General features: G+C 75.2%; 10 protein-coding genes. 7 read left to right on the forward strand and 3 right to left on the reverse strand.

Annotated features, from left to right (window positions below):
- The first annotated feature begins 133 nt into the window (after window positions 1-133).
- A complete protein-coding gene (locus N866_RS11695) occupies window positions 134-400 on the forward strand; it encodes a hypothetical protein (RefSeq protein ID WP_034226528.1) in 267 nt (88 codons plus the stop codon).
- Between the two features lie 10 nt (window positions 401-410).
- Here N866_RS11695 and N866_RS11700 read toward each other — a convergent pair whose 3' ends face one another.
- Window positions 411-899: a DUF456 domain-containing protein gene (locus tag N866_RS11700; RefSeq protein ID WP_034226529.1), complete on the reverse strand. Its 489-nt coding sequence runs from the start codon at window positions 897-899 to the stop codon at window positions 411-413.
- 141 nt (window positions 900-1040) lie between these two features.
- Window positions 1041-1253 carry a DUF7455 domain-containing protein gene (locus N866_RS11705; RefSeq protein ID WP_034226531.1) on the reverse strand — a complete coding sequence of 71 codons (213 nt, stop codon included), beginning with the start codon at window positions 1251-1253 and terminating at the stop codon, window positions 1041-1043.
- Window positions 1254-1406: 153 nt separating this feature from the next.
- Here N866_RS11705 and N866_RS11710 point away from each other — a divergent pair, with 153 nt between their 5' ends.
- The gene (locus N866_RS11710) at window positions 1407-3533 is read left to right on the forward strand and encodes a DNA gyrase/topoisomerase IV subunit B (protein WP_034226533.1); all 2127 of its coding nucleotides are present in this window, start codon (window positions 1407-1409) and stop codon (window positions 3531-3533) included.
- 110 nt (window positions 3534-3643) lie between these two features.
- Window positions 3644-4732, forward strand: a complete 1089-nt coding sequence (locus tag N866_RS11715) for a GNAT family N-acetyltransferase (RefSeq protein WP_245612571.1) — start codon at window positions 3644-3646, stop codon at window positions 4730-4732.
- 1 nt (window position 4733) lies between these two features.
- Here the strand turns inward: N866_RS11715 and N866_RS11720 are convergent, their stop codons facing one another.
- Window positions 4734-7187, reverse strand: a complete 2454-nt coding sequence (locus N866_RS11720) for a DNA gyrase/topoisomerase IV subunit A (protein WP_034226535.1) — start codon at window positions 7185-7187, stop codon at window positions 4734-4736.
- A 222-nt stretch (window positions 7188-7409) separates the two neighbouring features.
- Here N866_RS11720 and N866_RS11725 point away from each other — a divergent pair, with 222 nt between their 5' ends.
- The 4 genes from N866_RS11725 to N866_RS11740 all read left to right on the forward strand — a co-directional run bounded on the left by N866_RS11725 (window position 7410) and on the right by N866_RS11740 (window position 12639).
- Complete coding sequence (locus N866_RS11725; RefSeq protein WP_034226536.1) at window positions 7410-10145, forward strand: bifunctional acetate--CoA ligase family protein/GNAT family N-acetyltransferase; 2736 nt, start codon at window positions 7410-7412, stop codon at window positions 10143-10145.
- A 103-nt stretch (window positions 10146-10248) separates the two neighbouring features.
- On the forward strand, window positions 10249-10794 hold the full coding sequence (locus N866_RS11730) for a DUF5998 family protein (protein ID WP_052022965.1): 546 nt from the start codon (window positions 10249-10251) through the stop codon (window positions 10792-10794).
- Window positions 10791-11963, forward strand: coding sequence for an alkaline phosphatase family protein (locus tag N866_RS11735; protein ID WP_052022963.1), 1173 nt, complete (start codon window positions 10791-10793; stop codon window positions 11961-11963). The genes N866_RS11730 and N866_RS11735 overlap by 4 nt, the downstream gene beginning before the upstream one ends.
- A gap of 13 nt (window positions 11964-11976) precedes the next feature.
- Window positions 11977-12639: a thymidine kinase gene (locus N866_RS11740; protein WP_034226540.1), complete on the forward strand. Its 663-nt coding sequence runs from the start codon at window positions 11977-11979 to the stop codon at window positions 12637-12639.
- Window positions 12640-12829: the final 190 nt, after the last annotated feature.

The following is a 12829-nucleotide window of genomic DNA, read 5'->3' on the forward strand; positions in this document are numbered from 1 at the left end:
TCGGTGGTGGTCATGGTCTGCCCCTCAGTCCAAGATATTCGCACCCACAGCGCTCGGACCTGTACGGTTACCCGCATGACTCGCACAACGCATATCGCGCCTCGACTGCGCGACTACCTCGACTGAGCAGCTCGTGTCGAGACGTGCCACCGGCTGGACCCTGCTCCTGCTCGCCGTCAGCGGCGCCGTCGTCGTCGGTGCGCTCGGGGTGCGGGACGGTCGTGTCGACGCCTGGCTCGTGACGATCGCCGTCCTCGGCGTGGCGGGCGGCGTCACGACGGTCCTCCTGGACCGGCGCCGCACGGCCGACCTCGCGGCGGCCCGCTCCGAGGCAGGCGCCCTGCAGGGCTCCGCCCCCGGGGGCCGACGCGGGGGACACCGGGTCGGCTCCGGCAGCTGAGGCCGGCGGCTCAGCCGCCGACGCCGAGCAGGACCGCGACGAGCCAGGTGGCGGCGGCCGCCAGCGCGAGGGTCAGCTCGACGAGCAGTCCCAGCGCGGTGGCGCGGAGCGCCACGAAGGCCGACCGCCGCGCGGCCTCGGTGTCGCGCAGGCGGGCGTACTCCGCGGCGAAGAGACCGGCGGCGAAGAAGAGGAACAGCCCGACGACCGGGACGACGAAGAACCCGACGATGCCCGCGAGGCCCGCCAGGACCAGGGTGCGCCGGGGGACGCCGGACGCTGCCACGCGCTTCCCGGTGATGACGTAGGTCGCCAGGTTGCCCAGCGCCAGGAGCACCACCACGACGGCGAGGACGCCCCAGGCGCCGGGCGTGCCGCGGTCCAGCGCCCACAGGAGGACCGATCCTCCGATCGCCAGCGATCCGGGGATGACGGGGACGACCACCCCGACGAGGCCGACGAGCACGCCGATGCCGACCAGCACCTCCACCAGGTCCATCGGTCTCCTCGGGTCTGCGGCAGCGGGCGGGGCGGTGAGGGGCGGGGCGCGTGCTCGGGGACGGGAACCCGGCCGGACGGCGCAGGGCCCGACCGGGTCGTGCCGGTCGGGCCCTGCGAGGTCGTGCGGCGTCGGGCGGGCTCAGCGAGCCGGTGCGCCGTGTTCCTCCAGGAGGCGATCCGTCTCGTCCTGGATGTCGACGGCGACGTCGGCGAACGCGGAGGCGTGCCGACGGGCGTGGTGCGCGCAGAAGAGCAGCTCGCCCGTGGGCAGCAGCACGCGGACGTAGGCCTGGGCGCCGCAGCGGTCGCAGCGGTCAGCCGCGGTCAGCGGGGATCTCGTCGTAGTCGTCACGCGAACATGAAAGCATCCGGTCCCCGTCGGGGCCTCACGGAGAGGGCCGGGTTCGCTGACCGCGTAGCGCCACCACCCGGCCGCCGGGGGGAGCGGGCGGCGCTGCGGCACGTCGCGGCGGCCGTGTCGGACCGAGCGTCTACCCTCGGGGACGTGACGAGCACGCTGTCGGAGTCGAGCTACACCGCACGCCACCTGTCGGTCCTCGAGGGCCTGGAGGCGGTGCGCAAGCGCCCGGGCATGTACATCGGGACGACCGACTCCCGCGGTCTCATGCACTGCCTGTGGGAGATCATCGACAACTCCGTCGACGAGGCGCTCGGGGGGCACTGCGACCGCATCGCGGTGATCCTGCACGCCGACAGCTCCGTCGAGGTGCACGACAACGGGCGCGGGATCCCCGTGGACGTCGAGCCCAAGACCGGGCTCACCGGTGTGGAGGTCGTGTTCACCAAGCTCCACGCCGGCGGGAAGTTCGGCGGGGGCTCGTACGCGGCCTCCGGCGGGCTCCACGGCGTCGGCGCCAGCGTCGTCAACGCCCTCAGCGCTCGCCTCGACGTCGAGGTGGACCGCAACGGCAGGACCCACCGCATGACCTTCCACCGGGGCGAGCCCGGTGTGTACGCAGACCGGGACCGGCCGGATCCCGACGCGGCGTTCACGCCGTTCGTCGACGCCTCCGAGCTCACCGTCGTGGGGAAGGTCCCGCGGGCGCGCACCGGAACCCGCGTGCGCTACTGGGCGGACCGGCAGGTGTTCCCCGCGTCGGCCGTGTTCTCGTACGACGAGCTCGTCTCGCGCGTGCGTCAGACGACGTTCCTGGTCCCCGGCCTCACGGTCACGGTGCGCGACGAGCGGGGTCTGCCCGGGACGCCCGGTGCCGACGGGCCGCACGAGGAGACGTTCGTGCACCACGGGGGAGCCGTGGACTTCGTGGAGTTCCTCGCGCCCGACGCCGCGGTGACGGACACGTGGCGGCTGACGGGCTCCGGGACCTTCACGGAGACGGTGCCCGTGCTCGACGGGCGCGGCCACCTCACCTCGCAGGCGGTGGAGCGCGAGTGCGAGGTCGACGTCGCCCTGCGGTGGGGCACCGGCTACGAGACCGAGGTCCGGTCGTTCGTGAACATCATCTCCACGCCGAAGGGCGGGACCCACCTCGCGGGCTTCGAGCAGAGCCTGCTCAAGACCCTGCGCAAGGGGGTCGAGCAGAACGCCCGACGGCTCAAGGTCTCCACCAAGGACGTCGGGGAGCGGCTGGAGAAGGACGACGTGATGGCCGGCCTCACCGCCGTGCTGACGGTGCGCCTCGCCGAGCCGCAGTTCGAGGGCCAGACGAAGGAGGTCCTGGGCACCGGGCCCGTCCGCGCGATCGTCGCGCGGGTGGTGGAGAAGGAGCTGACCGCGCTGCTGACGTCGAGCAAGCGCGACCACAAGGCGCAGGCCTCGCTCCTGCTCGACAAGGTCGTCGCGGAGATGCGGGCCCGTCTGTCGGCGCGCAAGCAGAAGGAGATCTCGCGGCGCAAGAACGCCCTGGAGACGTCGGCGCTGCCCGCGAAGCTCGCCGACTGCCGCAGCGACGACGTCGACCGCAGCGAGCTGTTCATCGTGGAGGGGGACAGCGCGCTCGGTACGGCCAAGCTCGCCCGCAGCTCCGACTTCCAGGCGCTGCTGCCGATCCGCGGCAAGATCCTCAACGTCCAGAAGGCGTCGATCAGCGACATGCTCCGCAACGCGGAGTGCGCGGCGATCATCCAGGTGCTCGGCGCCGGGTCGGGGCGCAGCTTCGACCTGGACGCGGCGCGCTACGGCAAGGTCGTCCTGATGACGGACGCCGATGTCGACGGCGCGCACATCCGCACGCTGCTCCTCACGCTGTTCTTCCGCTACATGCGGCCCCTGGTCGACGCGGGACGGGTCTACGCCGCGGTGCCGCCCCTGCATCGCGTGGAGGTCCTCGGCGGCGGGTCTCGGAAGAGCGAGTACGTCTACACGTACTCCGAGGCGGAGCTGGCGACCACCCTGCGTCGCCTGGACAAGGCCGGCCGGCGCTACAAGGACGACATCCAGCGGTACAAGGGCCTGGGCGAGATGGACGCCGACCAGCTGGCCGAGACCACCATGGACCCGCGCCACCGCACGCTGCGCCGGGTCACGGCGCAGGACGCGGCGGCGGCCGAGCGGGTGTTCGAGCTGCTCATGGGCTCGGAGGTCGCGCCGCGGCGCGACTTCATCGTCGCCGGCGCCGCGCAGCTCGACCGGGCGCGCATCGACGCCTGACCGCGACCCCGCCTCGGGGACGGGGTCGACGGGCTCGCTGCGGCCATCCTGCGCACGACCGGTCGTCGTCGCGGTGTGACGGCGGCTGCCGGACCTCTACGGTGGTGCCCGTGACCGACCCGTACCTGAGCCCGGAGGGTGCCACGGCTCCGGGCCCCGGCGGCCTGGCCGCCCGTGCGGACGCACCGTCGGTCGTGGAGCTGCCCCCGGCGCACCTCGAGCTCGAGTGGCGCCCCCTCGTCGTGGCCGACGCCCCGGCGCTCCACCGCCTGCTCGGGGTGATCGAGGAGGCCGACGCGAGCCTGTCCCGGACCTCGGCCGCGGCGGCTCGCGAGCTCCTGACGGGGGACTGGAAGGACCTCGCCGCCGACACGCTCGCCGGGGTGGACGCGGGGGGCGAGCTGCGCGCGTACGCGATCGTCGAGGTGCGGCCGGGCGACCAGCGGACGGTCCGGGCCTTCCTCCGCGGTGGCATCCACCCGGCGTGGCGCGGACGCGGCGTCGGTCCCGCGCTGCTGCGCTGGATGGAGGGCCGCGGACGCCAGATGCTCGCGGCGTCCGGCAAGGACGTGCCGGGTCGCCTGGCGGTCTACGTGGACGAGGACCAGCGCGACCAGCGTCGGCTGTACGCGGCCGCGGGGTTCAGCCCGATCCGGTGGTACACCCAGATGCGCCGCCCCCTCGCTGCTCCGGTCCTGGACGCCACGGTGCCGGCGGGCCTCCAGGTCGTGCCCTGGAGCGAGGACCTCGACGACGCCGTGCGGCTCGCTCACAACGAGGCCTTCCTGGACCACTGGGGCACCGAGCCCCAGACGCCCGAGACCTGGCGGGGGCACCAGAGCGGGTTCGCCCCCTCGTGGAGCTTCGTGGCCCTCGACCCGTCCGGTGGTGACGACGCCGCGGCGGGCAGCAGCCCCGTCGTCGCCGGGTACCTCCTGTCAGGCCGCTACGAGGAGGACTGGCCCGCGCTCGGCTACTCCTGCGGCTACACGGAGCTCCTGGGGGTACGGCCGGCCTACCGGGGCCGCGGTCTCGCGGTCGCGCTCCTCGCCTCGGCGATGGAGGCGTACCGCGCCGACGGCATGCAGTACGCGGCCCTCAGTGTGGACGCCGCCAACCCGAGCGGCGCCCACACGCTGTACGAGCGGCTCGGCTACGAGCGCGTGCACGGCGAGGTCCTCTACAGCGTCGAGATCTGACTCAGCCGAGGGCGTGGACCGGCGCGGCGAGCGGCGAGCCGGATCCGTCGCGGCGATCGACCGGCCCGGGCAGGTCCACGGCCTGACCGGCGGAGCCCGCGGCGCGGGCCGGCGCGGGTCCGATCCAGGCGTGGAGAAGCACGTCCTCGCCCTTGAGGAAGCGGTGCGCGCGCACCCCGCCCGTCGCACGGCCCTTGGCGGGGTAGAGCGCGAAGGGCGTGACCTTCGCCGTGCCCGCCTGCGTCCCCGGCAGTGCGCCGGCGGCACCGGCGACCGTCACCACGAGGGCCTGGTCGGCGTCGTCGCCGGGCCGCACCGCGCCGAAGAACACCACGCGGTGGCCGGGCGCCACCTTGATGCCGGCCATGCCACCCGCCGGACGGCCCTGCGGGCGCACGGCCGAGGCGGCGAAGCGGAGCAGCTGGGCGTCGGTGGTCATGAGCACGAGCTCGTCGTCGTCCGTGACGGTGACGGCGCCCACGACCTCGTCGCCGTCGCGCAGCCCGATCACCTCCCAGGCGTCGCGGCTCGGCGCCGCCTCGGCGACGACCCGCTTGACGGTGCCGCCGGCGGTCCCGAGCGCGAGCGTGGGTGCGTCGGCGTCCAGGGAGACGAGTGCCAGGACGCGCTCGCCCGAGGGCAGGTCGAGGACCTCCGACACCGGCACGCCACCGGAGAGCGAGGGCGGACCGTCGGTCGGCGGCACGCCGGGAAGGTCCAGCACGCTGAGCCGCACCACGCGGCCCCGGCTCGTGACGGCACCGACGTGGGCCCGCGTGGTCGTGCGCACGTGGGAGACGACGACGTCGTGCTGCGAGCGCCGTCCCGCGCGCACCGGCGCGTCGTCGCCGGACGTCCTGGCGAGCAGGCCCGTGCCCGACAGCAGGGCCCAGCACGGCTCGTCGAGGACCTCCAAGGGGGCCGCCGTCCGCGCGGTGGTGGCGACGCCGCCGGCGGACTCCAGCAGGATCGTGCGGCGCGGCGTCCCGAACGTCCGGGCGACGTCGGACATCTCGGCGCTGACGACGGCGCGCAGCCGACGCTCGTCGCCGAGGATCGCCTCCAGCTCCGCGATCTCCGCCCGCAGCTGCTCGGCCTCCTTCTCCAGCTCCAGGCGGGAGAACTTCGTCAGGCGGCGCAGCCGCAGCTCCAGGATGTACTCCGCCTGCGCCTCGGACAGGTCGAAGACGCCCATGAGGCGCCCGCGGGCGACCTCCGCCGTGTCGGAGGTCCGGATGACCTGGATGACCTCGTCGATGTCGAGGATCGCCACGAGCAGGCCCTCGACCAGGTGCAGGCGCTCCTGCCGGCGGGCCAGGCGGTGGGCCGACCGCCGGCGGACGACCACGAGCCGGTGGTCCACCCACACGACCAGCAGGTCCCGCAGCCCGAGGGTCCGCGGCTGGCCGTCGACCAGCGCGACGTTGTTGATGCCGAACGAGTCCTCCATCGGCGTGGAGCGGTAGAGCTGCTCGAGCACCGCCTCGGGGTTGAAGCCCGTCTTGACCTCGATCACCAGCCGCAGCCCGTGCTCGCGGTCCGTGAGGTCGATGACGTCGGAGATGCCCGAGAGCTTCTTGGCCTGGACGCCTTCCTTGATCTTCTCGATGACCTTCTCGGGGCCGACCGTGTACGGCAGCTCCGTGACGACGATGCCCTTGCGCCGCGGCGTGAGGTTCTCGAACCGGGCCGTCGCGCGCGTCCGGAACGAGCCGCGGCCGGTCCGGTAGGCGTCCCGCACCCCGTCCAGACCGACGATCTTCCCGCCGCCGGGCAGGTCGGGCCCGGGGACGAAGCGCATGAGGTCGTCCACGGTCGCGTCCGGGTGGTCGACGAGGTGCCGCGCCGCCGCGACGACCTCCACCAGGTTGTGCGGCGGCATGTTGGTGGCCATGCCGACGGCGATCCCGGACGCCCCGTTGACGAGCAGGTTCGGGATGGACGACGGGAGCACGGACGGCTGCGTCAGCTTGTTGTCGTAGTTCGGGACGAAGTCGACCGTGTCCTCGTCGAGGTCCGTGACCATCGCCATCGCGGCGGGGGCCAGCCGGGCCTCGGTGTACCGGGCGGCCGCGGGGCCGTCGTCGAGCGAGCCGAAGTTGCCGTGGCCGTCCACCAGCGGCAGCCGCAGAGAGAACGGCTGCGCCATCCGGACGAGCGCGTCGTAGATGGCCGTGTCGCCGTGCGGGTGGAGCTTGCCCATCACCTCGCCGACGACGCGCGCCGACTTCACGTAGCCGCGGTCCGGGCGCAGGCCCATGTCGGCCATCTGGAACAGGATGCGGCGCTGCACCGGCTTGAGGCCGTCGCGCGCGTCCGGCAGGGCCCGGGAGTAGATGACCGAGTACGCGTACTCGAGGAAGGAGCCCTCCATCTCGGCGGCGACGTCGATGTCGACGATGCGCTCCTCGACGGGTTCCACGGGTCCGGTCGGACCGGTCGTGCGGCGGGCCATCGGCGCGGGTGCTCCTCACAGGGGACGGGTCGGCGGGACGGGTCGACGGGACATGTCGGTGCGGCGTGCGGTGCCATTGTCCCCGCTGCCGCGGCCCGCCCGGCGCAGGCGCGCGGCGGGACGGGTGGCCCGGGACAGCCAGGGAGGCCGGGCGGCGGCGGACGACGCCGCGCCGTCCGATGGGCCCGGTGTCAGGGCCGTACCGCCGTCTAGCCTGGTCCGGTGACGGTCGACGGCGCGGCACCGGCCTACCCCCAGCACTGGGAGGCGGACGTCGTCCTGCGCGACGGCGGGACCGCGCACGTGCGGCCGATCCTGCCCGCGGACGCCGCGGCGCTGCAGCAGTTCCACGTCGGGCAGTCCGAGCGGTCGATCTACTTCCGCTTCTTCGCGCCGCTGGAGCGGTTGCCGGAGTCCGACCTGCGGCGGTTCACGCAGGTGGACCACCGGGACCGGGTCGCCCTGGTCGCGGTCGCGGGCGACGCCCTCGGTGAGCACATCATCGCCGTCGCCCGGTACGACCGCGTGGGGACCCGCACGGCCGAGGTGGCCTTCAACGTCGCGGACGACCACCACGGACGCGGGCTCGGCTCGGTCCTGCTCGAGCACCTCGCGGCGGCGGCGCGCGAACGCGGCATCGAGCGGTTCACCGCCGAGGTGCTGCCGCAGAACGCGCAGATGATCGCCGTCTTCCGCGAGGCCGGGTACGCCGTCAGCCAGCGCCTGGACGACGGCATCCTCACCGTCTCCTTCGACCTGGACCCGACGGAGCGGTCCCGCGAGGTCATGGCGGACCGCGAGCACCGGGCCGAGGCGCGCAGCATGCGAGGCCTGCTGGACCCGTCCAGCGTGCTGGTCGTCGTCGCCGCCGAGCCCGGCAGCGCGCGGGAGCGCCGCCTGGCGTCCGCGGTCGCCCGGCACCTCGTGGAGGCCGCCCCGGCCGGGCGCCGGCCGGTCGTGCACGTCGTGGACCCCGCCGGGACGGGGGAGGACGTCGCGTCCCCGCCGTACGGCGTCGAGCGTCACGCCACGGTCGAGGACGTGCCCGGCACCGTGGACCTCGTCGTCCTCGCCGTCCCGGCCGCCACCGCCGCGGACGTGGTGCGCCGGTGCGCGCGGCTGCGCCCGCGCGGCGTCGTGGTCCTCTCCGGGGGCTTCGCCGAGGTGGGACCGGAGGGCCTGGCGCACCAGCGGGACCTGCTCCGCAGTGCGCACGCGGCCGGCATGCGGGTCCTCGGCCCGGCGAGCTTCGGCCTGCTGCGTCACGACCTCGCCGACGACGGGGCCGTGCGGACCGTGAACGCCTCGCTCGCCCGCGACCTGCCCGAGCCCGGCCGGCTCGCCCTCTTCTGCCAGTCGGCACCGCTGGCGGTCGGCCTGCTGGAGTCCGCGAGCCGCCGCCGCATCGGGCTGTCGACGTTCGTCTCGTCGGGCAACCGCGCCGACGTGTCCGGCAACGACGTCATGCAGTTCTGGACCGACGACCCCGCCACCGACGTCGTCGGCCTCTACCTCGAGTCGATCGGGAACCCGCGCAAGTTCTCCCGTGTGGCACGTCGTCTTGCCGCGACGAAGCCCGTGGTGGTGCTCACGGCGGGTCGCTCCGGGCACGTCATCCCGGCGGGCCACGCCGTCCGGCTCACGCGGGTGCCGCGCCAGGCGCTCGACGAGCTCCTCCGGCAGTCCGGGGTCATCCGCGTGGACAGCCAGCACCAGCTCCTCGACGTCGCGCAGCTCCTGGTGCACCAGCCGCTCCCGACCGGCCGCAGGGTCGCCGTCGTGGCCGGGTCCGACCCGCTGGCCGCGCTGGCGGCGGAGGCGGTGGCCTCGGCGGGCCTGACCGTCAGCGGCCGGTGGACCACCGCCGACGACGACGCGGCCACCCTCGAGACGCTGCTCGCCGCGGTGGCCGCGGACCGGGCGTCGCACGACGCCGTCGTCGTGGTCCACGTCCCGACGGACGGCCCGACGGACCCGGCGGTCCCGCGGGCCGTGGCGCGCGCGGCCGCGGACTCCGGCACGACGACCGTCGCGTCCGTCCTGGGCCTGCGGGGGATCACCCCGGAGCTCACGGCCGAGGACGCCGCCGGCACCGCGCGCACCGTGCCCGCCTACGCGGCTCCCGAGGACGCCGTCGTCGCGCTGGCCGGGGCCGCCCGCTACGGCGCGTGGCGGTCCGCGGACCACGGGAGACCGCTGCGGCTCGAGGGCGTCGACCCGGGCGCGGCTCGCCGTCTGGTGACGGACCGGATGCGCGACGCGGGCCCCGGTGTCGTGACGATGGACGCGGAGGGTGTCCGGGACCTGCTGGCCTGCTACGGCATCGAGGTGTGGCCCACCGTCGTCGTCCGGGACGCCGGGGAGGCCGTGGCGGCCGCGGACCGGCTGGGCTGGCCGGTGGCGCTGAAGAGCACGGCCGGGCACCTGCGTCACCGCATCGACCTCGGCGGGGTGCGCCTGGACCTCGCCGACGCCCCCGCGCTCGAGGCGGCGCTGGAGCAGATGCGCACGCACCTGGCGTCCTTCGGCGAGACCGACCGGCCCTTCGAGGTGCAGCGCATGGCGCCGCCCGGCGCCGCCTGCGTGGTCCGCTCGGCGGAGGACCCCCGCTTCGGGCCCGTCGTCTCGTTCGGGCTCGCGGGGGACGCGGTGGACCTCCTCGGGGACATGAGCCACGGCATCGCGCCCCTGACCGACACCGACGTGCGGGAGATGGTCCGCGCGGTCCGGGCCGGGCCCCGGCTGTTCGGCTACCGCGGGCTGCCGGCCGCGGACGTGGCTGCGCTCGAGGACGTGCTCGCGCGGGTCAGCGTCCTGGCCGACGACGTCCCGGAGCTGCACCACCTCGAGCTGCACCCCGTCGTCGTGGGGGAGCGCGGTGCCGCGGTCCTGGGCGCGCAGGTGCAGCTGTCCGAGACGGACCGGGTGGACAGCGGGCGGCGCGTCCTGCCCGCCTGACGCCCGCACCGTCCACCGACCTCGTCGTGGCGCCCGCGGCGAGGCCCCGGGGTGGGAGGATGTGCCGGTGCCCACGACGAAGGACCTCCGCAGCGCCCTGGACATGGCCGGCTACTACCCGGAGCTCGTCGCCGACGTGCTCGACGTCGCCCTCGGGGGCGAGGACGTGGTCGCGCACCTGGTCCACCCCGAGACGACGTTCGACGCCGCCGAGGTGCGCCGCCACGTGACGGTCCTCGTCCTCACCCCGACGCGCCTCGTGCTCGCCCACGTGGACGACCATCCCGCCGACGCGGTGCACCCCTCGGCCAGCGCGTCCGCGACCACCGAGTCCGTCCCGCTGGAGCAGGTCCACACCGTCGGCCTCACCCACGTGGTGCCCGTCCCGGAGCGGCACAAGCCCGGCGCCACCCCCGCGGAGCTGACGCTCGCGCTGGGCTGGGGCGCCGTCCGGCGCATCGACCTGGAGCCCGCGACGTGCGGCGACCCCGAGTGCGACGCCGACCACGGCCTGTCCGGCACGAGCACGCCCGACGACGTCGTCGTGCGCGTCTCCGCGCGGGCGGAGGGCAAGGAGGCGGTGCGCGCCGCCGTCGGCTTCGCCCGGGCGCTGTCCACCGCGACGGCTGCGGCGCGGGGGCGCCGGTGACGGCCCTGGCCCCCGGGGTCGTGCCCGCGGGCCTCGTGCTGCCCGACTACGGCGGCCGGTGCCTGGACCAGGTCCTCCCTGCCGCCCTCGGTGCCCTGGGGGTCACGACGCCGGACGGGGTCGCGGACGCGGCGGCCGCCCAGGGGCGCCTCGGTGTGCCCGCGGCGGAGCGGGTCGTCGTCGTCCTCGTCGACGGCCTCGGCCACCGGATGCTCGCCGAGCGCGCCGGGCACGCGCCCTTCCTGCGCCGGCTCCTGCCGGACGCGCGCCTGCTCACCTGCGGGTTCCCCTCCACGACCGCGACGTCGATGGGTCTGCTCGGCACCGGCCGGGGCGCCGGGCGCACCGGTCTGGCCGGCTACACCGTGCGGAACCCCGCCGACGGCGGCCTGGCCAACCTGGTCTCCTGGACGGGCGTGGACGAGCCGCGCCGCTGGCAGCGCGAGCCGTCGCTGCTCGGGCACGCGGCGGAGCACGGCCTGACCGTCCACTCGGTCGGGCCGGCGGCGTTCGCCGGCTCGGGTCTCACCGACGCCGCCCTGTCCGGGTCCACCTACGTGGCCGCCGAGGCGCTGGAGGCGCGCGTCGACGCGACCCTGCGCGCGCTGCGGTCCGGCCCGGGCCTGGTGTACCTGTACTGGGGGCACGTCGACAAGGTCGGCCACCAGCACGGGTGGCGGTCGCCGGAGTGGGGTGACGCCCTCGCGGAGGCCGATGCCGAGCTGGGGCGCCTCGCCCGCTCCGTGCCCCGGGGCACCGTCGTCGTCCTCACCGCCGACCACGGGATGGTCGACGTCGACCCGGCCCAGCTCGTCGACGTCGCGGTGGAGCCGGCCCTGCGGGCGGACGTGGAGCTGGTCGCCGGGGAGCCGCGGGCGGTCCACGTCCACACCGCGCCCGGCGCCGCGCCGCTGGTCGCCGACCGCTGGCGGGAACGGCTCGGCGGTGCCGCGGTCGTCCTCGAGCGCGCCGAGGCGATCGCGGCCGGGCTCTTCGGCGAGGTGGCCGCGCACGTGGAGCCCGTCCTCGGCGACGTCGTCGTCGCCGCGACGGGGTCCGCCGGCGTGGCGGACTCGCGCACCCAGACGCCTCACTCGATGCTGCTGCGGGGCATGCACGGATCGTTGACGCCGGGGGAGATGGAGATCCCCCTGCTCGTGGTGGCGTGAGGGAGGGCGACCGGTGGCAGAGCTCGTGTTCTTCAGCGGGACCATGGACTGCGGCAAGTCGACGTTGGCGCTGCAGCTGGACCACAACCACGCCGCACGCGGCCGCGGCGGGGTGATCTTCACGCGCAACGACCGGGCAGGCTCGGACGTGCTGTCCTCGCGCCTCGGCCTGCGGCACCCGGCCGTGGAGGTGACCGACGCCACCGACTTCTGGGACGAGGTGGTCTCGCGCCGCGGGCGCGGGGAGCGGGTCGACTACCTCGTGTGCGACGAGGCGCAGTTCTACACGCCGGACCAGGTCGAGCAGCTCGCCGCGCTGGTCGACGAGCTCGGGGTGGACGTCTTCGCCTTCGGCATCACGGCGGACTTCCGGACCCGGCTCTTCCCGGGGTCCGCGCGCCTCATCGAGCTCGCGGACCGCGTCGAGGTCCTGCAGGTCATGTCGCTGTGCTGGTGCGGCGCCCGCGCGACCCACAACGCGCGGACCGTGCGCGGCGTCATGGTGGTCGAGGGGGCGCAGGTCGTGGTGGGGGACACGGGCGCGGCGGCCGAGGTCGGCTACGAGGTGCTCTGCCGGCGTCACCACATGCGCCGGATGACCGTGGCGTCGGCGCGGGCCACGAGCACCGCCCCCGAGACGCTGCCGTTCACCGTGGAGGACGCGCACCGGGGCTGAGTCCCGGACCGCGGGTGTCCCGCGGCGCGAGGCCGTCGCCCGCTGGGCGGCTCAGTCGGACTTCGCGCCGAAGACGATCTCGTCCCAGCTCGGGACGCTGGCACGGCCACGCTTGGCGCGGGGCCGACCGCCACCGCTCGCGCGCGCCGACCGGTCGTCGGGGACGCCCGCGCCCGGCTCCGGCGCGGCG

Source organism: Actinotalea ferrariae CF5-4 (genome assembly GCF_000603945.1).
Lineage (GTDB): Bacteria > Actinomycetota > Actinomycetes > Actinomycetales > Cellulomonadaceae > Actinotalea > Actinotalea ferrariae.

What these genes read in the sequence shown, in the direction of transcription:
- N866_RS11700 (WP_034226529.1), bottom strand. Translation starts at nt 899, where the DNA reads ATGGACCTGGTGGAGGTGCTGGTCGGCATCGGCGTGCTCGTCGGCCTC.
- N866_RS11720 (WP_034226535.1), bottom strand. Translation starts at nt 7,187, where the DNA reads ATGGCCCGCCGCACGACCGGTCCGACCGGACCCGTGGAACCCGTCGAG.
- N866_RS11730 (WP_052022965.1), top strand. Translation starts at nt 10,249, where the DNA reads ATGGCCGGCTACTACCCGGAGCTCGTCGCCGACGTGCTCGACGTCGCC.